The sequence below is a fragment of the Corynebacterium sp. MSK122 genome (genome assembly GCF_030229435.2).
Classification (GTDB): Bacteria; Actinomycetota; Actinomycetes; order Mycobacteriales; family Mycobacteriaceae; genus Corynebacterium; species Corynebacterium marquesiae.
Map to the genome: position 1 here is coordinate 24199 of NZ_JASPHV020000020.1, position 20102 is coordinate 44300.

A 20102-nucleotide genomic window follows, 5' to 3' on the forward strand; every position below is an offset into this window, starting at 1 on the left:
AATACCTGCCCGCCCTAGTCAAAGTTCAATGTGCGGTTCTTCTGACGCAGGCGAATCGTAATGTTTTTCTGGCCGGCACCAAGGGCAATGATTTTCCCGCTGAGCACCCGGGCGACGGCCAGGTCTTCCTCCGTCGGTGCTTCGGCCGCGACCCGCGCCGTAGGCAGCCAAGCATCGTGCGGGTCTGGCGCGCCGAGGTGAATGAGCCGTTCGCGCTCCACGTCGATCCAATAGCCCTCCGTGGCCATGAAGCGATCGTGGCTCCCCTCGAAGGAATCGCGGCGCCACCCGCCCTCGGCCACGCGGAAGACAAAGGGGCAATAGCCAAAACGCGAAGGCACGATATAGCGCGTCTGGGGGCTAACGCGCCAATGGCCGCGCGCGGAGCTCCACACTTGGCGGTATGTATCGGCCAAGCTCATGCCCAGACGCAGGCGCTGCTGCCTATCTTCGTCCAACCCGGCACCTTCTACCTGCGTGTCGAGCTCTCCGAGCCGCGTGGCATCGGCCACGTACATGCCCAGCCACGCTTCCTCCGGAGTGGTGTACGGGCCGGTGATATCACGGTGGAAGGAATCCGGCACGGCTCTTTCCGCGTCCTGGGGCAGGCGCTGGCGGGCGGCAAAGGCCCAAAGACGCGGATGCCCCATGCGGTACAACATCACCGTCGCCCGCGGCAGGCGGTCGTGCACCTGCTGGCGCGTCAGATAATCCCCCGCGCTGATGCGCCGCAGCAGCTGCTTAGCGACGTCCCCCTCTACCTGCTGCTCCACTCCCGGCGCGACCTCCATCTCCGGCAGCTGACTAAGCAGCATCAAATCGATGATGTCTCCCAAATCAAAGACCTTGCTCAATTCCGTCTGCGCCTCTGAGCCAAAAGCCTCAATTGCGTGATATCCCAGCGCACCGCCCAAGCGGCGGATGAGATCCGGGGACACGCTTACCCGGTTGCGGGTCGCGTGCAATTCCGCGGCATTGAGATTGCGCTCCAGGCCCACGAGAGCTCCTTCCTCCCCCTCATCGGGGAAATAGTTTTTGGTCATGCTTGGGATTAAGCCGAACATTGCCCACCGTGCAGAATGGGCCCCGCCTTCCTGTGTGCCGCATGAATGTTTTCTAGCAAGACTTTTTCGGCATTTTCCCTATCCCAAACTCACCTAGGCGGCCTTCATAGCTTATATAGATTCATCTAGGCATGTCTAGCTTAATCCCTGCGAGTTACACGTATGACTCTTCCATCTGTTTAAAATACCCCTTCAGGACACCATTGAGAAGAATTCATGCAACTCCTATGCCTATAGTATGACGCGGATTGATTTTTAGCTTTCCATTCTCTTTCACTGTCATATTTCACTCTCGCGCATAGGAGCCCAGCCCTTGACTGATAACAATGCTTGGGGCCGACCGGAACCTTCCTCCCCTAGCCCCGGTTCCTCGGGCAGCACACAAACCTGGGGCGCGCCCTCCCCTGCATCCCCTACACAGGAGCCAGATCCCAAATCCACTGGCAAGGGCAAACGCCTAGCCATAATTGTGGTAGCCGTCCTGGCGGCTCTCGCCCTTGTAGGCGCTGGCACATGGGCGCTGCTAATTAAGCACGATCCCACAGACGACCCAGGCTCCACTCTTTTAGACCCGGCTTCTACGCCTTCAGGTTCAGCGGCCTCCGAAGAGGCTTCTTCAACCGAGTCCGAAGAAGTTACAGAAGAGAAGTCCGAAGGCGAGGACAAGAACGCTGCCGCAGCGGATGCTCCTACCAAATACGAAAAGTGCAATGACTTCGCAGAGGAAAAGCTCAGCTCGTTGACTAGACCAGTTAAGGAGTATTGCGATGACTCATGGCTTTTTGCCGGAGAAGACGGAACGTCAAACTTCACGTTGTTCTATTGGACCGACAATGCTTGGCACAAATACGAAACAGATGGAAGAGCTTGGCCATCCTCTATCGGATGCTATGACCGCGACAAATTGGAGGATGCAAAAGCACCGCTGCCCCTTCTTGACAAAGTTGCGCTCTGCAACGATGAAGGCGACACCACAACGGAAGCCGAAGAAACCGAAGAAGACCCAGCAGCAGACGAATTTGCGTGGGCTGGCGACTGGAACGGCAAATGCGATGGTCGCTATATCCTCATCGTTGAATCCGCACTGATCGATGGGCCAGAACCATATACTGAGACCTCCCGCATCCAGAATAAATACCCCGGTTCCAAGATCCTTTACGGCGGAGCCTGCAGCTCTCTTCGCGAGACGGTAGACGGCAAATCCGTCTACGCCATCTACTATGACGCCGGCTACAGCGTAGACAAGGTCTGTTCCCTTAAGTCCCAGTATGGCGGCAATGCTCGTTCGCTGAACGATGACGGAGACTTCTCCGACCCCTGCTAGGTCCCCTACATTCCTTCCCTACCACTCTCCTTCCGACATCTTTCACCCCTCGATTTACCCCAGAAAGGATTTCCGGTGGATCACTACAACCTCTACGATTCTCTCTCCCTTGACTCCTCCGCAGACTCTTCCCAGCTGGTAGCTGAAATCGACACCAAGCTGGCGCAACTAAGCCCCGAAAACACGGCAGCCCGCGACGAGCTCACCACTGCTCGGGAGATCTTCTCTGTTAAGAACCGCCGGACCCAGTACGACGAGGAACTCTCCAACCCCACCGGCCCAGAGGTAGATATCGCGCGCATCCGCGATATCGCAGCTCTACCTGCTGCAAGTGATGCTGATTCATCTAGCCCTGCAGCCAAGCACGCAGCACCACCCTCGGAAGCAGCCGGCACCTACACTCCGGCGCCCGGATACACCGCCGCACATACACGGCAACCACAACAGGGATGGCCTGCCCACACCGCTAGCCAGCAGGCTACTTCTAATAACACCGGTTTCAGTAGCTCCAAAAAGCAATTCACCGTTGACTTCAGCAATTTTTCTTTCCCGGTCGCCCCCGCACGCCAACGATGCCAGTCCATCATGTGGTGCGTGATTTGGGGAATCCTGTTGCTGATGTGGATAATAGCCGGTATTCGCGGCCTATCCCTAGCTAGCACTGCTGGCGACACCACCGCAATGAGCCTGCTTTTTGATTCTTCTAACCTCGAAGCGAAAACCGCTGACTTCGCTGCCTCGATGATCAAGACCCTTATCGCGACTCCGCTCCTGCTCGTACTGGGCGAGTTCATCTGGTCCATTCGCAAAACCATGGGACTTAAGGCAGCGGATGATGCCTAAGCGCTCGCTGACAGTATGCAGTTTGCTTGCAGGGCTAGTCCTCACCGCTTGTACTGCAGAATCTCCAGAATCCACGCCACAGGAACCCTCGCTGGCCACTGCGACGATGTCGACAACAAAAGAAGACAACGCTGCCCAGCAGGAAGAAACATCCTCTACCCCTGCTGCAAAGGAAGGGAAATCCACCCGTCCGGTGCCACCGAACGTCCTCTTAGATGACGAAGAGCCCAGTTCCAAACCGGAAGCCTCACCGGACCCCGACACCTCTTGCGGTTCTGGTGATGCACAGTCCGCTTTTGCTCAGGACGTATCGCAAGTGCCCCAGTGGGGCACCATCGGCTGAGAACTTTTCGATTCCTCCGGCTACGACCCCTGCGCTTCCCTATCGTGGGAGACCCTGATGATTGAAGGAGGAAGCAGCTCTTCGCCCTTCCACATCATGCTGTTTAACCATGGCGAATACCTAGGCACTGCAACGGCCAAGCCCTATGGCTTCGCCCCCACCATTGAACGAGTGAGTGATTCCGAAATCGCGGTGACCTATCACTGGCCGCGTAAGGGCGAAGGAAATGCCAACCGCTCAGGGACTACCCAAGCTGGCTTCCGCTGGGATGAGGCCCAGCAAAAGGTCATTATGTCGGGTGACGTTCCACCAATGCAGTAGATCGATGTAAAACAAGCACGTTTCGCTAAAATGTCACCAGTTTGGCGGCGAAACGTGCTTGTTTTGCGCGCTGCGTGACGCCAAGCGGCGGTGGAGCCTCAAGGGGTGCGGGAAGCCAAGAAATGGCCGCGTTCTGGGCTTTCGCGGGGGCCCAGAGGTGGTTATCGTGGCCCCAACGTAGCCGAAGGAGAGATAGGAATGAGCGAGAAAACGTTTCAGCAGAAATTCGGGGCTTTCGCGCTGGTGGCGGCGGTTGTCCTACTGATCGTGCGCCTAGTCATCGAAGGACCCAACGTGCTGGGCATAGCTTCGCCGCTGCTGCTCAGTATCACCGGTCTCATTATGATGCGCGGCGACAAGAGCAACAACAGCGGCGCGAAGAACGACTAGCGCAGGCGGTGGCCCACGAAGCCGGCGGCAAGCGTGTTGCCGGAGGACTGATCGATGAGCAGGAAGTTACCCACCGCGCCGCGGGCGGCGTAGTCCTCAACGGGAAGCTCGGCTTGGGTCTGGATGGTGATGTGGGCGATGTCGTTCATGGCGACAGACTCGGGATCTTCCACATCGGAAACGCCATCAAGATCCAGGGAGCGGGTGACAGCGGCGACGCGGGCCTTAACCAGGGAAGATCCGTAGCGCAGCTTGAGCATCTGGCCGGGCTTGATGTCCTTTTCGGTCAGGCCTACGACGGTGGCGTCGAATTCGCGGGTGGCCGCGGGGCGTTGGGAGCCGGCGATGAGATCGCCGCGGGCGAGATCGATGTCGTCGGCAAGCAGGAGCGTCACGGAGTCGCCGGCCGCGGCAGAGTCGGCGGGGCCATCGGCAGTGTCGATCTGGGTGACGGCGCTGGTGCGGCCCTCGGGAAGGCCAACCTCATCGCCGACCGAGATGGACCCCGCCTTCACGCGGCCGGCGTAGCCGCGGTAATCGGAGGCGTGCTCGCGGATGACGTATTGGATGGGGAAACGGAAATCCAGCTCATCGGCGCGGCCGGTGGCCACGGGGACGGTCTCGAGAACCTCGAGGACGGTCGGGCCGGTGTACCACTCCATGGTGGCGGAGCGCTCGACCACGTTATCGCCCTTGAGCGCGGAAATCGGCACGACGGTGGTATCGGTGATGTCTAAGCGCGCGGCGATCTGGTTGAACTCGGACTCGATATCGCGGAAAACCTGCTCGTCATAGTCCACCAGGTCAATCTTGTTCACCGCGAGGACCACGTGGCGCACTCCCAAGAGCGCGGCGACGTTGAGGTGGCGGCGGGTTTGTTCGACAACGCCATGGCGGGCGTCGATAAGAAGCACCACCACCTGGGAGGTGGACATGCCGGTGACCGTATTGCGGGTGTACTGCACGTGGCCGGGGGTATCGGCGAGGATGAAGGTGCGCTTATCCGTGGCGAAGTAGCGGTAGGCCACGTCGATGGTGATGCCCTGCTCGCGCTCGGCACGCAGACCGTCAACAAGCAAGGAAAGGTCCATGCCGTCGAAGCCGCGGTCGGTGGAGGTGCGCTCCATGGACTCCACCTGGTCTGCAAGCACGGACTTGGTGTCATAGAGCAGGCGGCCGACGAAGGTGGACTTGCCGTCATCAACGGAGCCGGCGGTGCACAGGCGCAGGGTATCGCGTTGCTTAAGGGCGCCGACATTCGGCGCGAGGGTCGTGGTCATCAGAAGTAGCCTTCCTTCTTGCGGTCCTCCATGGCGGACTCGGAAAGTTTGTCATCGGCGCGGGTGGCGCCGCGCTCGGAAAGGGTGGAAATGGAGATCTCCGCGAGCACCTCGTCCGGGGTCGACGCGGTGGATTCCACGGCGCCGGTGCAGGACATATCGCCCACGGTGCGGTAGCGCACGGTGCGGGTTTCCAGCGCCTCGCCCTCGGCCGGGCCACCCCATTCACCAGGCGCTAGCCACATGCCATTGCGCTTGAATACCTCGCGCTCATGCGAGTAGTAAATGGAGGGCAGCTCCAGTTCGCGGGCGCCGATATATTCCCAAATATCGGACTCGGTCCAGTTGGAGATGGGGAAGACGCGGACGTTTTCGCCGGCCATCTTGCCGCCGTTGTAAAGGTCCCACAGCTCGGGGCGCTGGCGGCGGGGATCCCACCCGCCGAAGGAATCGCGGATGGAGAAGATGCGCTCCTTGGCGCGGGCGCGCTCCTCATCGCGGCGAGCGCCACCGCAGACGGCGTCATATTCACGCTCGGCGATGGTCTCTACCAGCGGCACGGACTGCAGCGGGTTGCGCGTACCATCGGGACGCTCCTGGAGGTCGCCGCGGTCAATCCAGTCCTGGACGCGGGCGACGTGCAAGCGAGCGCCGGATTCTTCCACGAGGCGGTCGCGGAAATCGATGACCTCGGGGAAGTTGTGGCCGGTATCGACATGGAGCAGCTCAAACGGCACCGTGGCCGGGGCGAAGGCGCGGCGGGCTAGCTCGAAGACAACGACGGAGTCCTTGCCGCCGGAAAAGAGGATGCCTACCTTGTCGAACTGCCCGGCCACCTCGCGCAAGATGTGGATGGATTCGTTTTCTAGGTCTTTTAAGTGTGGAGAAAGTGTGCTCATTATTCGTGTAACCCGCATTCTGTCTTGCCGTCTGCAAATACGCGCCCGGACCGGGCATCGTCGCCTTCACCAACCGGGAAGGTCAGCGGGGCGCAGCCGATGGAGCGGTATCCCTGCAGGGTGAGTGGGTGGATGATGAGGTCGTTGTCTTCGATATAGCGGTCCGTATCGTCCAGATCCCAGGTGATGATGGGAGAGATCTTCAACCGGCCGGTGCGGTCCAAACTCAGCGCCGGGGCGGTGGCGCGGTGTTCGGAATCGGCGCGGCGCAGGCCGGTGACCCAGCCAGCATATGGATCCATCGCCATATTCAGCGGCTCGACCTTGCGCATGCGGTTATAGGCCGCAGTATCGCGGGCATAAAGGCGCGGGCCGTACACCTCGTCTTGCTCTTCCGGGGTGAGCAAAGGCAGCACGCGAACAAGTGGGAGGTCCGGGTAGCGCTTTTCTACCTCGTCGGCTACCTGCAGGGTTTCCTGGAAGTGCCAGCCGGTATCGATGAAAAGTAGGTCTGCATCGAGCCCAGCACGGTGGGAGAGTTCAGCCAAGACCGTATTTTCCATGGACATGGTCACGGCCAAGCGGCCGGGTGCGTGCTCGGCGGCCCATTCGGTAATGGTTTCCGCTGAGGCGTCATAAAGCTTATCCGCCCACTGGTCCACCAATTGCTGGTTGCGCGCGGCTACCTCGGCGTCCAGCGGCACGGTATCGCGCGTGCCTTCCGGGGAGATGCTGGGGTCGCGGTAGTTCTTGCCACCGTCCAGCAGGTTCGTCGTTGGGTTCATGCCGTCACACATTAGGCAAAACCCCAAGGCGGTGCAGGAGATTGTGCGCGAAAAGCCGCTGAGCTTGGCGGGAGGTGCGAATAAAAAGTTTCCAATCCGTACCAAGCGGACTAGATTTACAGACAAGACAGTCTGTTGCGGGTGTCCGCGCCCCGCACAAGGAGGCACTTTCATGCAGCGTATAGCAATCATCGGGGAGGGCCCGGCAGCCCTATCCACCGCCGAGAAGCTTATCAGCGCTGGCATGTGTGTGGACCTCATTACCCAATGCACCGCACCATTCGGTCTACTCCGCCGCTTTGCTGGCCTCGCAGGCGTGCTTTCCGACGCCGTCTCAGGATCCCACTGCGGCCCCGGCACCACTCCCCGCTTGCGCCTTATCGGCAACGTGCGGGTAGGACCAGACGGCGACATCACGCAGAACGAAATCCACCACTTGGCCGCCTCTGGCAATCGCGAGCTACTCATACTGGAGCTCAAGGCTCGCGGCGTGGCCGTCACCACGTGGGAAGGCCTATGCGCCCCACTGCAGGATTTTGAAGACTGGCGCAGCGTCATCACCCGCGCGCAGCTGGCTCACGTGGGGATTTAGCAGATCTAACCGTCTTCCCGTTTAGGCTTACTTAAATCCTTCAAAGTAGCAAGCCCCAGCGAGATCAAAATATCTTCCACAGAATCAACATGAACCTCAAAGCTACTCAAGCGATCAGCTTGAGGTTCAGATAACCGTCCCCCTTCCCGCAGGTACCGTAGACGGGGATAGCGGCCGGCTAGCAGCGTCCCCCAGTAAATGCGTAAGTCAAGAATTTCCTGATTACCAGGTACGGGCTCTCCATTATGGAAAGCAATAATATCGCGCAGCTGATGCTCTAACATTGCAAGATCCATATCAGCTCCAGGCGCCCCGTCGTCACTGGTATAAGTTTCTTCTCCATGGCGCAGCGGAATAGCCTCCTGCTCATAGAGCCTGTGTAGTGTCATAGTTTCCGCAGCGAGAACGGGTTCATTAACAGGAAGCATGGGAGCATCTTCGTGACCCATCAGCTGACCACGAGACATACGAATAAAGGTGCGCTGATGTTCCAGCCCCGAGGCAGTGCACTGGAGTCCCACACCATAAGATTCCAGATCTTCTAACTGGAACATGTACCCCAAATATCGCGCGTGCGGATTAACTTCAAAATCAGCACTCGTCGCACCGGGAAGATGGAAATTGATCCGGCGAATATAATCGCGTACCCGCTGCACCTGTTCGGCAGTCAAATACAGATCTTCATAAAGGGATCGAGACATTGCAACTCCTAAAGCATCTGTAGACGGTCATAGCTGTCGGTGTCCTCAAAAAAGCCACCACGTCCGTTACCTATGATGTCGAAACGGTTGACGACTTCAATGCGGTCAAGCCATTTTGCTGACCGGAAACCGGTGGAAGTCTCTAGGCGAAGACGCATCGGTGCACCATTTTTGATGGGGATTTCGCCCCCGTCATATCCAACAGCGATTAGTGTTTCGGGCTGACGTGCCTCCACCATCGGCATAGATTCGTAGTAGTACGAACCGTTGTAGTTATCATCATCGCGGGTCATATTCTGGAAACTGTGAACTACAACGTCCGATGCGCCCTCCAAAGGTCTGACCAGATCTAATAGCTGCGCGAGAGGGACACCTTCCCATTTACCCAAAGAGGTAAATCCCTGGACACAATGATGCACCGTATTCTGCGAGTGCCCCGCGGACAGACGGCGAAGATCTTCTAGATTAAGCCGCATTGGCTTTTCTACTAAGCCACCGATCTCCAGAACATAGTCCTTTTCAAAATCATTGCAGACAAGAGCCATGTATTCTTCGGTCCCTGGAGGCATTCCTGAAGCACGGTGATGAGGGGCCTTGGTAACTTCAGCATCCGCATACACGCCACGCTGCCGCGAATACGCCTTGCTACGTAGAAAACGGGTGAAGGGGCGCACGACTATGTTGTGCAGTTTGGCAACCACTGCCGGACGCTCCAAAGAGGTCTTCGTAGCCCAGATATGGACAAACACAATAAGCAGTAGTCCTAGGGTGAAAAGAATTCCGCCAGCCACTGGCTTGTCGCTGTGCCCGAAGACCATCTTTGATACTTCATGCCCATAGCCATGCATGATCACCATTCCTACGTGGATAACGATGAATAGGAGATAGGCAATAAGGCCCCAAAAATGTAGGGTCCTAATTACTTGCCGCCCACCCATTGCTTTAGAAAGGCGCGGAAAGTGGTTATTAATCGCCGGCGATTGGAACATGCCGGTAACGATCATCCACAGTGGGAGAACGAGAACCACAAATCCGTAGGAGAGCTGCTGGATCGCATTAAACGCATAGCCATCCATAGCTTCTGGAATTTGAAAACCCAGATAATGCACTAGGTCATCCCACGCTTGGCCGAATACACCCCAGCTCTCCGGCCAATAACGACGCCATTGACCTGTTATGAGCAAGAGACCCCAATAAATTACAAGTAATAGCATCCACCCCATGACAGAAATGAAGTGCCAATACCGCCCTTGACCTAGCGCTCCATAGCCCGGAAGCGAAACGATGGGACTATAGTTTTCGTACTCTCCCGATACCGGAAAGTACTTGCGCTTGCGCTTCTGCTTAATAGAAAACTGGGCCCATTGCTTGCCAATAGGAGTGTGAATGGAGCGATGTAGTTTGGGAAAAGTTCCCAAAATTTCGACGCCGCTACGGATGAACAAAGTAACAAACAGAATGTTGACGAAGTGCTCGATACGCAGCCAAACAGGAAATTCAGTCAGCATCATCAGTCCTCAAATCCTTGATCATCGGGGTACGCCGCAATTACGCCATAATTCATGGCCCAATACAGCAGCACATAGGCAATGCCACAAAATGCAGTGGTATTCCACGCAGCGGCAAGCTGAATATCGGCTCCGTTCCAGACCCACGGCGGTGTCCCCGCCATCGCACCGATAAAGATGACCACAGCTCCTACAGCTGGAATAAGACCAAAATCCCACACGCGCCAACGCGTCACCGCTCCCATCACCACAAAGAGTGCGTCCAGTGCAACAATTGTGTAGAGCACTAGTTCCTGTCCAGGGAAAATATCGAAGTCGGTACGCGCAACGTAGAAAGCTAGTACAGCCTGCAAAGCCATTAAGGCTACGATTAAAACGCGCGTAAGTCGCGGTAGGTTAATTCGGATATAGCGAAAAAAGGGCGCACGTTCTTTACCTGGTTTCACGTGCAGATTTATGTCATGAAGATTTGGGTCAGCCGATTGTGGTATGCCCGACATAGCAGCGAATGTCCTCTCTATCGCGCCGCTCCAGAGAACCACATTTCTATGCGCAAGTTTCCCAGAGATTAGACGCTCAAGCTTGTGTACTGTCAGGCGGCTCGCTACCACCACCTGTTTCGGTGGCCTGCTTATCAGCTCACCGGAGAAACACAATGCTGAAATCAGGCCTCGCTGCCTAGTTAACCCCAACGGCGCTTAAAGAACGAGTTTGGACATTCGTTCAAGTGTCTTAGAAATGAACTACCTGCGATTTATACAGGTGTTCACATGAGCGCTCTTTCTGGCATTTAACGGCAAACTCCTATAGTGCTTAACTGAAGCCTATCGAGCAGCACGCTAAGTTCTGCATCCCTATAGCGCCCCCTTCGCTACGCGCAACATAGGCAGAAATGCACCGGAGATGCATCGATACTTTGTCATCTTCCACGTCTTTAATGAAAGGACATAGCCATGTCTGCCATGGTCATTTTTGGCCTCATCGCCTCTGTTGCTCTCCTTTTTGCATTCGCAATGCTGAACTTGGACAAATGGACAGTCGAGGACTATCCGTACCAAATCCTAAACTTCATCGGTGCTGGCTTTCTAGCAGCCTCAGCCGCCAACCCATTCAACGCCGGTGTATTCTTCACCGAGCTCATCTGGTCTCTTTTTGGTCTGTACGGAATCATCCGAATCTATCTCGACCGTAAGAAGCAGCAGGCACAACGCTAACCTGCTCACATTCCTTTCCTGCCCCACCGCTTCTAAAAGAAAGAACCTTAACTCATGACTTTCGCCTTTGAAATCGGCATCATTGCTGGCATCCTCTTCGTCGTTGCCTACGGTCTCCTAAACTTCCGAGTAGTTACCGCCGACTCACCGTTATACCAATCTCTTAATTTCCTGGGTGCCACTGGCTTTGTCTACACTGCCATCTCCCCGTTCAACCCGGGATTGTTCATCGTCGAGTTTGTCTGGGCTATTGTGGCGCTCTTTGGCCTGTGGAAGATATTCACTAAAAAGAACGCTAAGCCTCACGCTTAAGAACGAATCTCAGAATTCTTACGCCAGCGGGTACGACGGTTCGCCCCAAGCCAAGCGGGTAAAGGGCTAGACTAAAAGATCGTCGAAAGTTGGGAGTAAGATGCCTACCCAAGATCAGTCACAGCATGTACAGCCCCAGCGCCGAGAAATAATTCTCAGCGCTGCGCTGAACACGATAACCCGAGAAGGCGTGGCCGGACTTTCGCTAAGAACTGTCGCTGCCGAAGCTCACGTCGCGCTAGGTTCTATCGCTTATTACTTTAATGACAAAGACGGGCTCATCAACGCTGCCTTCAAGGAATTCACTCAGCGATCGGTGATACAGTTCCAATCCTTCTATGAAGACGTAACCACTTTGGAGGAAGCCCGCGCCGCAACTGTATCTATGCTGTCCTCTACAGCTGGCTCCCGCACCGATACTATCTTGGGGAGCGAACTATATGCTCTTTCCCTTCGCCGGCCTCGGCACCGAATGATCCTTCTGGAGTGGACTCAAGCATGCCAGGACGTGATGCGCAAGTATTTCGACGAGGCCACTACCTTGGCCCTAGATGCGCTGTACGAAGGAGCAATCCTGCACCACTCCATGCACGTTGGCGAAACCTCCACGCAGCGCATTGCGCTCGCGGTCGAACGCCTCACGCCACCAGCGTCCTTTATTTATCGCTGCGCATCGCACTAGCGCCCCACCCACCACCGGTATAAACTTGCACGGCTACCCAGCCACGGCAAGGAAAGGGGCGCGAGTCCATGGATCTGGTTCGCATTCTCATTACACGGTCGGCGCCGTATACGCCGTATTTCATCGCGGTACTTGTCCTGCAGGCCTTGTCAACAGCTGCCACGCTGTACCTTCCATCGCTTAATGCCAAGATCATCGATGAAGGTGTGTCTCAGGGCGATGTAGACTTCATCTGGCGCACCGGCGGCATCATGCTGGCCGTCGCGTTTGCCCAAGTCATCACCGCCATCGGCGCAGTTTGGTGCGGCAGCCGCACCGCCATGGGCGTCGGCCGAGATCTACGCGGCGAGGTCTTCCGCCACGTTAATTCCCTGTCCACTGAGGACATGAGCCGTTTTGGCACACCTACGCTTATTACCCGCGGCACCAATGACGTCCAGCAGGTGCAAATGGTCTACATGATGATGCTGAACTTCATGGTGACCGCACCCATCATGTCCATCGGCGGCATCATCATGGCCGTGCGCGAAGACGCCGGCTTGTCCTGGCTGGTGTGGGTATCCGTGGCGGTTTTGCTCGGTACCATCTCCGTTATCATTGCTCGCCTCATGCCGCTCTTCCGTTCCATGCAGGACAAGCTGGATTCCATCAATGGCACCCTGCGCGAGCAGATCACCGGCATCCGCGTGGTGCGCGCCTTCGTGCGCGAGGCCTATGAGTCCGAGCGCTTCACCGAAGAAAATAAAAATATCACCCGCCTGTCCTTGAACATCGGCCGGCTTTTCGTGGTGATGTTCCCGCTCATTACGGTGATCCTCAACGTGGCTACGGGCGCGGTCCTGTGGTTCGGCGGCCATCGCGTGGATGAGGGCTTGGTCAACGTCGGCTCGCTCACCGCATTCCTGCAGTACCTGCTCCAGATTCTGGCGGCGGTCATGATGGGCACCTTCATGGCGATGATGCTGCCGCGCGCCATTATCTGTGCCCGCCGCATCACCGAGGTGCTCAAGCACGAGCCCTCTATTACTCCACCCAGCTCCACCACCTCTCCGGAGGCCTGCGTGGGCACGGTGAAATTTCGCAACGTGGGCTTTTCCTATGCCGGTGCGGATGCACCGGTGCTAGAAGACATTTCCTTTACCGCTCAGCCCGGCACCACTACCGCCATCATCGGTTCAACGGGCTCGGGCAAGACCACCCTGGTTTCCCTCATCCCACGCCTGTACGTGCCGACGGAGGGCCAGGTGCTTATCGACGCCACCCCTACCACCTCCCTGGCCCGCCAGGACATCGTCCAGCGCGTATCTCTGGTTCCACAAAAGGCCTACCTATTTAGCGGCACGGTGGCCTCTAACCTGCGCCTCGGACGGCCCGAAGCCACCGATGAAGAGCTCTGGGAGGCGCTGCGCGTGGCCCAAGCTGACTTCGTTGAGGACCTAGATATGCCCATATCTCAAGGCGGCACGAATGTCTCCGGCGGCCAGCGCCAGCGCCTGTCCATCGCGCGCATGCTTGTCGCCCAGCCTCTGATCTACCTCTTTGATGATTCCTTCTCCGCGCTGGACGTGGCTACCGACGCCAAGGTGCGGGCGGCAATGCGCGCCTCGTTTGCCGAGCGCAAAAAGCCGGTGACCAGCATTATCGTCGCCCAGCGCGTAGCGTCTATCCGCGATGCGGACCAGATCCTGGTGCTGGACGCCGGCCGCATCGTTGACCGCGGCACCCACGAGGAACTCCTGGGCCGCTGCGCGGTCTACCAAGAAATCGTTGATTCCCAAGAAACCGCCGGTGTGGCAGGGGGCGAAAACTAATGACTGAAAACACCACCTCTACCGCCGAGTCCACGGATACCGGTTTTGATCCGATGGGCGGCTCCGCACCCCGTCAGGCCAAGACTTTCTGGCCCTCCACCAAACGCCTTTTCTCCCTGCTTGCTCCCTTCAAGCGCCACCTATGGGCCGTCGCGGCAATGAACATAGTCTGCATCTTCTTGGCCGTGGTAGCCCCGAAGATCATGGGCAAGGCCATGGACGTCATCTTTGCCGGCGTCATTTCGCGCAACCTGCCCTCTAATATCACCGCCGAGCAAGCCATTGCGGGCATGCGCGCTGAGGGCCAGGACCGCTTTGCGGATATGGCTTCCGCGATGGACTTCGTCCCCGGTGAAGGCATCGATTTTAACCGACTGGGCACGCTCATCATCACCGTGATCGCGATGTACATCGTCTCCTCTGGCTTCCAGTGGTGGCAGGGAGCCATCCTCAACAAGGTAAGCATGGATATCGTGTTTGACCTGCGCGAGCGCGTGGAGGCGAAGATTAATGCGCTGCCTCTCAACTACTTTGATTCCCAGCAGCGCGGCGATATCCTCTCACGTACCACCAATGACATCGACAACATGCAGCAGGCCCTGCAGGAGGCGCTATCGCAGCTGTTTTATGACGCGCTGCTGGTCATTGGCATCACCATCATGATGTTCAGCGTTTCGTGGCAGCTCGCTCTCATCGCCCTCCTGTCCCTGCCGCTTACCGGTCTAGTTATCGGCATCATCGGCAGCCGCTCGCAGCGCCAGTTCACAATGCAATGGCGCTCCACCGGCCAGCTCAACGGCCAGGTAGAAGAATCCTTCTCCGGCCACGACCTAGCCATCGTCTTCGGCCGTACTGAGGCCATGACGGAGGAATTCGACAAGCGCAACGAGGAGCTCTACCGCTCCGCAGCTAAGGCTCAGTTCCTGTCCGGCATCATGATGCCCATCATGCAGTTCCTGTCCTACCTGTCTTATGTGGCCATTGCGGTCCTGGGTGGTCTGCGCGTGGCCAATGGACACATGACTCTGGGCGCTGCCACTGCCTTCATCCAATACTCCCGCGAGTTCAATCAGCCGTTAGGCCAGCTCGGCGGCATGATGCAGCAGGTACAGTCCGGCGTGGCCTCGGCCGAGCGCGTCTTTGAGCTTCTCGACGCCGAAGAGCAAGCCCCCGACACCATCGATGAAGACCTTCCCGGCCGCGCCCAAGGACTCGTGGAGTTCCAAGACGTTGGCTTCTCCTACGCAGAGGATAAGAAGCTCATCACTGGCCTCAACCTGCGCGTGGAGCCCGGCCAAACCGCGGCTATTGTCGGCCCCACCGGCGCCGGCAAGACCACCCTGGTCAACCTACTCATGCGCTTCTATGAGCTAGATAGCGGTCAGATTCGCATTGATGGGCACGATATCGCCCGTATGCCTCGCCATACCCTGCGTTCCCAGGTGGGCATGGTGCTCCAGGACGCCGTGCTCTTCAAGGGCTCGATTCTGGAGAACATCCGCTACGGTCGCTTGGACGCGACGGACGAAGAAGTCATTGCGGCGGCAAAGGCGACCTATGTGGACCGCTTCGTGCACGCGCTGCCCGATGGCTACGACACCATCATCGACCAAGACGGCGGTGCTATCTCGGCCGGCGAGCGCCAGCTCATCACCATTGCCCGCGCGTTCTTGGCCCAGCCCGCGCTGCTCATCCTTGATGAGGCCACCTCATCGGTCGATACCCGTACCGAAGTCCTCGTACAAGAGGCGATGAACGCGCTACGCGCGGACCGCACCTCCTTCGTCATTGCCCACCGCTTGTCCACCATTCGCGATGCTGACCTCATCCTCGTCATGGAGAACGGCACCATCGTGGAACAAGGCTCGCACGACGATCTCCTTGCGGCCCAAGGCGCATACTGGCGCCTACATCAGTCCCAGTTCGCTCAAGGGTAGGTCTTCGCCGGCCGTGAGCTATTCCAGCCCTACCGTCACGGTCGGCGCGTTAAAGTGAGCACCCTTGAGGTTTACCAGCTCAAGGGTGACATCGCGCAGCTCAAGATGCTCCATGATTACATCGGGCACTTCCGCATCTGGGACGGGGTGTGGCTCTGGAACACCAAGTTTGTCCAACACGGCATTGATATCGTCGCGGCTTAAATCGATATCCGCCCGGGGTGCAGAAACCTTACCCACCGCCGGGGTGGCTGTGAGCTCGGTAGCCATAATGGTCACCGGTCCGCCGCGTACCTCGGTGGTATCCCCTCCCGTAGTCAACATGCCATCGCCGTAGCGGCCGGGCAGCGTGATCCCAAGGTTGTCGATGTCGAGGTTCTCGCCCTTCAGCTCTAGAACCCGCACATCACCGCTGGCGGTGGGGAAAGTGCCCAAGGACACGGTGACATTCTTCGTCAGCGTCACCTTATCCGCGAAGACGGTACTGAAGTACGGAACCGCCGGGGCATCTTGCGCATTAACCCGTTCGGAACCGCTCACACCACCCACCACCAGGGCACAGGTGAGTACGGCCAAGCAGCTACGCGCCGCCCGCGGCATCGCCCTCATCATTGCTCTGCTGCTTCCTTGGTGCGGCGCTTTTGCTCCCCCGGCTGCCACGCAAAGGTAAAGGCCCCGCCAATGATGCCGAGCAGGGAGCCGATGATGAAGCCGCCCAAGTTGGACGTCGGCAAGGCGATAATGGCCACGATGATGCCTAGCACCCCGACATAATTCGAGGTTGCCGGCTGGAACCACGCACCAAGGCCGAACATGGCTAGCAAGACGCCGATAAGCAGCGTAGATACGCCAGAAATAGTGGAGATCATGACCAAAAGGTCAGAGATCCGGATGGTGATATAGGCCGGCGCGGCAATGATGATGCCGGACAAGATGAGCAACAGTCCGGGAAAGAAGGGCCGGCCGTTGCGCCAGCGGCGGAAGCGCTGCCACAGGCTGGGCTTAGATTCCTCCTCGCCCGTTGCCTCCGCCGCCGGGAGGGTCTGTGTTTCTTCCGTGCTGGACTCAGCAGCCATTATCGGACCCCCTCCTCACCGTCACTCCCACATTCTTGGCAGAAAGGCGCTGCGCGCCCACGGAGGTGGCCTTCACATCATCAGCCTTGAGGGAAACTTGCTTGGAATAGAGACCCCAGGCGCCAGGATCGGCGGTATCGCTGAGCTGATTCGCATCGATGCCCACGTTGACATCCTGCATCACCAAGGAACCATCCACGTCGGTCGCACCGACCAGCAGGCTATCGGACTCTGTACTGCCCTCACCCTCAGCCTTGAGCGCGAGTGTCGCCTCACCCACGCCGGGCACCTTGGGGACAGTCACCGAAAGACAAAGATCAGAGACCTTCGCGTGGTCCAGCTTGATACGGGCAACGGGAAGGTGTTCTTCGCCCTTTTGATCGTCATCAACAAAAAGCGAAAAGCCTTCTCCGTCCAAGTGCCCCATGGTGATTTTAAAGAAGCTACCGGAAAGGGCCAGGTTTGCTGTCAAACCGCCCTGCGCCACGGCAAATCCGGTGACACCAAAGGCAGCAAGGCCTGCGGTCAAGGCCACCGCGGCCTTGGTGATATTTGTCTTACCCATGGTGGTCTGCCCTTTCTGCGGCGGTCTAGGTTCTCTTCTTGCCAGGTTGGGCCACGCTGCGGCCACCAGCACTGGCTATACTCCGCCGCCGTATACAGCACGTTTAAAAGAATATGGCGACCGAGTTTCTCATCTTGACAGTGTACAGCCCACCCCGCCGCAGCACCGCACTGAATGCAGACTCTGGGATTTTCACCCCAAGGCTTTAAGGTAGATAGCAACGTGGAGCATCAGTATTAAAGGAGCACGCATGACCACCGTGTTCGGTTGGATAGCTATAGCCGCATCGATTCCGGTGTGGCTGTACTTTTTCACCCGCGTATGGGCCCTCTTCAAATTCATCCGCTCCGGCGGACCTAGCCAGCTCAAGCGCACCGATAATATAGGCAAGCGTTTATGGCGCGTTATTGCGGAAGTCTTTGGCCATTCCCACTTCAAGGGTAAGCCTCTGGTCAATGCCGCCCACTGGCTGGTGATGGTGGGCTTCCTCTTCGGCATCCTGGTGTGGTTTGAGGCCTATATCCAAACCTTCGCACCCAATAAGGGCTGGCCGTGGCTCAGCCACTGGCCGGTCTACCACTTCGTTGAGGAAATCTTGGGCATCGCGACGGTCCTAGGCATCGGCTTCCTCATCAGCGTGCGCCTCAAGCTCGGCGATACCGAACGCGGCAGCCGCTTCTTCAATTCCCAAACCGCCTCGGCGCGCTGGGTAGAGTTCATCGTCTTTTCTGAGGGACTCGGCATGATCTTGGTGAAGTCCACCAAGATCGCCACCTACGGCGGCGGCTCCGCCTGGGCGGATTTCTTGAGCGTCCACTTGGCCAAGCTCTTCCCCGAATCCCCGGCCCTAGTGAGCTTTTTCGCCCTGTTCAAGCTGCTATCCGGCATGCTGTTTATCGTCTTCATTTCCCGCAATTTCCAGTGGGGCGTGATGTGGCACCGCTTCACCAGCTTCTTCAATATCTTTTTCCAGCGCAATGCCACCGGTGAGAAGGCCCTGCAGTCTTTACCCACCCCGGACTTGGAAGAAGACATCACCCCGGGTAGCTGGAAAATGCTGCTGGATTCCACCTCGTGTACCGAATGTGGCCGCTGCCAAGAACTATGCCCTGCATGGAATACCGAGAAACCGCTGAGCCCCAAAAAGGTCATGATGGACCTGCGTCAGGGCGCACTGGATAACTACAACCCACACGAAGGCCTAGATGTGCTGTCCATGGCCGGCGTTATCGATGATGACGTGCTGTGGTCTTGTACCAACTGCGGTGCGTGCGTGGATCAATGTCCTACCGATATTGAGCACATCGACCACATCGCGGACCTGCGCCGCTTTAAGGTGCTTGCGGAATCGGACTTCCCGTCCGAGCTCACCGGCCTGTTCAAGAATATAGAAAACAAGGGCAACCCGTGGGGCCGAAATAATTCTGAGCGCCGCGCCTGGATCGATGAGGCCCGCGCCGATGGCATCGACGTCCCCATCATCGGTGAAGACGAGGCCGATTTCTCCGATATGGAATACCTGCTCTGGGTGGGCTGCGCTGGCGCTTATGATGACGATGGCCGCCGCACCACCCGCGCCGTTGTAGACCTGCTGCATACCGCTGGTGTGAAGTTTGGCGTGCTCTCCACGGGTGAGACCTGTACGGGTGACCCTGCCCGCCGCGCCGGCAACGAGTTCCTCTTCCAGATGATGGCGCAGCAAAACGTAGAGACCCTCAACAATGCCTTCGACGGCGTCCCGGAGGGCCAGCGCAAGATCATCACCACCTGCCCACACTGCTTTAACACCATCCGCAACGAATACCCGGACTTTGACGGGCACTTCGACGTCTTCCACCACACCCAGCTGCTCAACCGCCTGGTCCGCGAGGGCTTGCTCAAGCCGGTGCCGCGCACACCGGAGAATCGCAAGCCCATTACCTACCACGATCCTTGCTTCCTCGGCCGCCACAATAAGGTCTTCGATCCTCCGCGCGAGCTGCTCGAGGCCACCGGCGTGGAGCTGCGCGAGATGGACAAGAACCGCGATGAAGCCTTCTGCTGTGGCGCCGGCGGCGCCCGCATGTTCATGGAGGAAAAGCTCGGCACCCGCATTAATGACTTCCGCACCGAGCAGGCCCTAGAGACCGGCGCAGAAGAAATTGCCACCGGCTGCCCCTTCTGCAATGTCATGATGACCGGCGGGGTGAAGTCCTTGGCGCAGGATTCCACCCCCGCCACCAAGGTCAATGACGTGGCGGTTATGCTGCGCAATTCAATCTCCCTCGACGAGTCCGGCACCCTCCCGGAGCCCCGCCCCAAGGCGTTCCTTGCTACCCCGGTGCGCCACCAAAAGTCGGCCGGCGCCAAAGAAACCCCGCTTGCCGACGCCCCCACTTCCGCCACCCCAAACACCACCCACACCCCGGCTGCATCGGCACCAGCGCCAGCCCCCGCCTGTCTCTTATACACATCT

The 20102-nt window shown here is 58.0% G+C and carries 21 protein-coding genes and 1 pseudogene; 12 read left to right on the plus strand and 10 right to left on the minus strand.

Features of this window, described 5'->3' with window-relative positions:
- Positions 1 to 14: 14 nt before the first annotated feature.
- A complete protein-coding gene (locus QP934_RS08890) occupies positions 15 to 1043 on the minus strand; it encodes a hypothetical protein (protein WP_419127350.1) in 1029 nt (342 codons plus the stop codon).
- Positions 1044 to 1377: 334 nt separating this feature from the next.
- Between QP934_RS08890 and QP934_RS08895 the strand changes: the two genes are divergently transcribed.
- From QP934_RS08895 to QP934_RS08915, 5 genes and pseudogenes are all read left to right on the plus strand, one after another.
- Positions 1378 to 2388, plus strand: a complete 1011-nt coding sequence (locus QP934_RS08895) for a hypothetical protein (RefSeq protein ID WP_419127351.1) — start codon at positions 1378 to 1380, stop codon at positions 2386 to 2388.
- Positions 2389 to 2463: 75 nt separating this feature from the next.
- Positions 2464 to 3231, plus strand: coding sequence for a hypothetical protein (locus QP934_RS08900; protein WP_419127352.1), 768 nt, complete (start codon positions 2464 to 2466; stop codon positions 3229 to 3231).
- The gene (locus QP934_RS08905; protein WP_419127353.1) at positions 3221 to 3574 is read left to right on the plus strand and encodes a hypothetical protein; all 354 of its coding nucleotides are present in this window, start codon (positions 3221 to 3223) and stop codon (positions 3572 to 3574) included. Before QP934_RS08900 ends, QP934_RS08905 begins: the two co-directional genes overlap by 11 nt.
- 27 nt (positions 3575 to 3601) lie before the next feature.
- Positions 3602 to 3895, plus strand: a pseudogene (locus QP934_RS08910) (LppP/LprE family lipoprotein); the annotation flags it as partial.
- A gap of 198 nt (positions 3896 to 4093) precedes the next feature.
- A complete protein-coding gene (locus tag QP934_RS08915) occupies positions 4094 to 4285 on the plus strand; it encodes a hypothetical protein (RefSeq protein ID WP_419127354.1) in 192 nt (63 codons plus the stop codon).
- On the opposite strand, the gene QP934_RS08920 is transcribed toward QP934_RS08915, so the two are convergent.
- From QP934_RS08920 to QP934_RS08930, 3 genes are read right to left on the minus strand one after another with little or no spacing between them, the layout of a single operon-like run.
- Positions 4282 to 5565 (minus strand): sulfate adenylyltransferase subunit 1, encoded by a 1284-nt coding sequence (locus QP934_RS08920; RefSeq protein WP_419127355.1) that lies wholly within the window; start codon positions 5563 to 5565, stop codon positions 4282 to 4284. The genes QP934_RS08915 and QP934_RS08920 overlap by 4 nt on opposite strands.
- The gene (gene cysD, locus QP934_RS08925; protein ID WP_284839242.1) at positions 5565 to 6464 is read right to left on the minus strand and encodes a sulfate adenylyltransferase subunit CysD; all 900 of its coding nucleotides are present in this window, start codon (positions 6462 to 6464) and stop codon (positions 5565 to 5567) included. Before cysD ends, QP934_RS08920 begins: the two co-directional genes overlap by 1 nt.
- Positions 6464 to 7249 (minus strand): phosphoadenylyl-sulfate reductase, encoded by a 786-nt coding sequence (locus QP934_RS08930; RefSeq protein WP_284787811.1) that lies wholly within the window; start codon positions 7247 to 7249, stop codon positions 6464 to 6466. The genes cysD and QP934_RS08930 overlap by 1 nt, the downstream gene beginning before the upstream one ends.
- 172 nt (positions 7250 to 7421) lie before the next feature.
- On the opposite strand from QP934_RS08930, the gene QP934_RS08935 reads away from it, so the two are divergent.
- Positions 7422 to 7841 carry a methylenetetrahydrofolate--tRNA-(uracil-5-)-methyltransferase gene (locus tag QP934_RS08935; RefSeq protein WP_239274219.1) on the plus strand — a complete coding sequence of 140 codons (420 nt, stop codon included), beginning with the start codon at positions 7422 to 7424 and terminating at the stop codon, positions 7839 to 7841.
- A 5-nt stretch (positions 7842 to 7846) separates the two neighbouring features.
- On the opposite strand, the gene QP934_RS08940 is transcribed toward QP934_RS08935, so the two are convergent.
- The 3 genes from QP934_RS08940 to QP934_RS08950 are packed head-to-tail and all read right to left on the minus strand — an operon-like array spanning position 7847 to position 10550.
- Positions 7847 to 8542, minus strand: coding sequence for a hypothetical protein (locus QP934_RS08940; protein WP_284839241.1), 696 nt, complete (start codon positions 8540 to 8542; stop codon positions 7847 to 7849).
- A gap of 8 nt (positions 8543 to 8550) precedes the next feature.
- Entirely contained in the window at positions 8551 to 10053 is a 1503-nt protein-coding gene (locus tag QP934_RS08945; protein WP_284839240.1) for a molybdopterin-dependent oxidoreductase, read from the minus strand.
- Complete coding sequence (locus QP934_RS08950; protein ID WP_419127356.1) at positions 10053 to 10550, minus strand: hypothetical protein; 498 nt, start codon at positions 10548 to 10550, stop codon at positions 10053 to 10055. The genes QP934_RS08945 and QP934_RS08950 overlap by 1 nt, the downstream gene beginning before the upstream one ends.
- Before the next feature lie 453 nt (positions 10551 to 11003).
- Between QP934_RS08950 and QP934_RS08955 the strand changes: the two genes are divergently transcribed.
- From QP934_RS08955 to QP934_RS08975, 5 genes are all read left to right on the plus strand, one after another.
- Positions 11004 to 11264, plus strand: coding sequence for a CBU_0592 family membrane protein (locus tag QP934_RS08955; RefSeq protein ID WP_049378977.1), 261 nt, complete (start codon positions 11004 to 11006; stop codon positions 11262 to 11264).
- A 54-nt stretch (positions 11265 to 11318) separates the two neighbouring features.
- On the plus strand, positions 11319 to 11576 hold the full coding sequence (locus QP934_RS08960) for a CBU_0592 family membrane protein (protein WP_049378976.1): 258 nt from the start codon (positions 11319 to 11321) through the stop codon (positions 11574 to 11576).
- A 100-nt stretch (positions 11577 to 11676) separates the two neighbouring features.
- Complete coding sequence (locus QP934_RS08965; protein ID WP_284839516.1) at positions 11677 to 12258, plus strand: TetR/AcrR family transcriptional regulator; 582 nt, start codon at positions 11677 to 11679, stop codon at positions 12256 to 12258.
- Between the two features lie 68 nt (positions 12259 to 12326).
- Positions 12327 to 14069, plus strand: coding sequence for an ABC transporter ATP-binding protein (locus QP934_RS08970; RefSeq protein WP_349822426.1), 1743 nt, complete (start codon positions 12327 to 12329; stop codon positions 14067 to 14069).
- Positions 14069 to 16006 (plus strand): ABC transporter ATP-binding protein, encoded by a 1938-nt coding sequence (locus QP934_RS08975; RefSeq protein ID WP_419127357.1) that lies wholly within the window; start codon positions 14069 to 14071, stop codon positions 16004 to 16006. Before QP934_RS08970 ends, QP934_RS08975 begins: the two co-directional genes overlap by 1 nt.
- Before the next feature lie 18 nt (positions 16007 to 16024).
- Here the strand turns inward: QP934_RS08975 and QP934_RS08980 are convergent, their stop codons facing one another.
- The 3 genes from QP934_RS08980 to QP934_RS08990 are packed head-to-tail and all read right to left on the minus strand — an operon-like array spanning position 16025 to position 17647.
- On the minus strand, positions 16025 to 16618 hold the full coding sequence (locus QP934_RS08980) for a hypothetical protein (RefSeq protein ID WP_239191736.1): 594 nt from the start codon (positions 16616 to 16618) through the stop codon (positions 16025 to 16027).
- A complete protein-coding gene (locus QP934_RS08985; RefSeq protein WP_239191739.1) occupies positions 16615 to 17082 on the minus strand; it encodes a DUF6114 domain-containing protein in 468 nt (155 codons plus the stop codon). Before QP934_RS08985 ends, QP934_RS08980 begins: the two co-directional genes overlap by 4 nt.
- Complete coding sequence (locus QP934_RS08990) at positions 17072 to 17647, minus strand: DUF6230 family protein (protein WP_049378970.1); 576 nt, start codon at positions 17645 to 17647, stop codon at positions 17072 to 17074. The genes QP934_RS08985 and QP934_RS08990 overlap by 11 nt, the downstream gene beginning before the upstream one ends.
- A 250-nt stretch (positions 17648 to 17897) precedes the next feature.
- On the opposite strand from QP934_RS08990, the gene QP934_RS08995 reads away from it, so the two are divergent.
- Positions 17898 to 20102, plus strand: a 2205-nt coding sequence (locus QP934_RS08995) for a (Fe-S)-binding protein (protein WP_419127358.1), incomplete at its 3' end; no start/stop codon positions are given.

Excerpts from the sequence above, each read along its gene's own strand:
- QP934_RS08890 (WP_419127350.1), bottom strand. The coding sequence starts at position 1,043 with ATGACCAAAAACTATTTCCCCGATGAGGGGGAGGAAGGAGCTCTCGTG.
- QP934_RS08905 (WP_419127353.1), top strand. The coding sequence starts at position 3,221 with ATGATGCCTAAGCGCTCGCTGACAGTATGCAGTTTGCTTGCAGGGCTA.
- QP934_RS08915 (WP_419127354.1), top strand. The coding sequence starts at position 4,094 with ATGAGCGAGAAAACGTTTCAGCAGAAATTCGGGGCTTTCGCGCTGGTG.
- QP934_RS08920 (WP_419127355.1), bottom strand. The coding sequence starts at position 5,565 with ATGACCACGACCCTCGCGCCGAATGTCGGCGCCCTTAAGCAACGCGAT.
- cysD (WP_284839242.1), bottom strand. The coding sequence starts at position 6,464 with ATGAGCACACTTTCTCCACACTTAAAAGACCTAGAAAACGAATCCATC.
- QP934_RS08930 (WP_284787811.1), bottom strand. The coding sequence starts at position 7,249 with ATGAACCCAACGACGAACCTGCTGGACGGTGGCAAGAACTACCGCGAC.
- QP934_RS08935 (WP_239274219.1), top strand. The coding sequence starts at position 7,422 with ATGCAGCGTATAGCAATCATCGGGGAGGGCCCGGCAGCCCTATCCACC.
- QP934_RS08940 (WP_284839241.1), bottom strand. The coding sequence starts at position 8,542 with ATGTCTCGATCCCTTTATGAAGATCTGTATTTGACTGCCGAACAGGTG.
- QP934_RS08945 (WP_284839240.1), bottom strand. The coding sequence starts at position 10,053 with ATGATGCTGACTGAATTTCCTGTTTGGCTGCGTATCGAGCACTTCGTC.
- QP934_RS08950 (WP_419127356.1), bottom strand. The coding sequence starts at position 10,550 with ATGTCGGGCATACCACAATCGGCTGACCCAAATCTTCATGACATAAAT.
- QP934_RS08955 (WP_049378977.1), top strand. The coding sequence starts at position 11,004 with ATGTCTGCCATGGTCATTTTTGGCCTCATCGCCTCTGTTGCTCTCCTT.
- QP934_RS08960 (WP_049378976.1), top strand. The coding sequence starts at position 11,319 with ATGACTTTCGCCTTTGAAATCGGCATCATTGCTGGCATCCTCTTCGTC.
- QP934_RS08965 (WP_284839516.1), top strand. The coding sequence starts at position 11,677 with ATGCCTACCCAAGATCAGTCACAGCATGTACAGCCCCAGCGCCGAGAA.
- QP934_RS08970 (WP_349822426.1), top strand. The coding sequence starts at position 12,327 with ATGGATCTGGTTCGCATTCTCATTACACGGTCGGCGCCGTATACGCCG.
- QP934_RS08975 (WP_419127357.1), top strand. The coding sequence starts at position 14,069 with ATGACTGAAAACACCACCTCTACCGCCGAGTCCACGGATACCGGTTTT.
- QP934_RS08980 (WP_239191736.1), bottom strand. The coding sequence starts at position 16,618 with ATGATGAGGGCGATGCCGCGGGCGGCGCGTAGCTGCTTGGCCGTACTC.
- QP934_RS08985 (WP_239191739.1), bottom strand. The coding sequence starts at position 17,082 with ATGGCTGCTGAGTCCAGCACGGAAGAAACACAGACCCTCCCGGCGGCG.
- QP934_RS08990 (WP_049378970.1), bottom strand. The coding sequence starts at position 17,647 with ATGGGTAAGACAAATATCACCAAGGCCGCGGTGGCCTTGACCGCAGGC.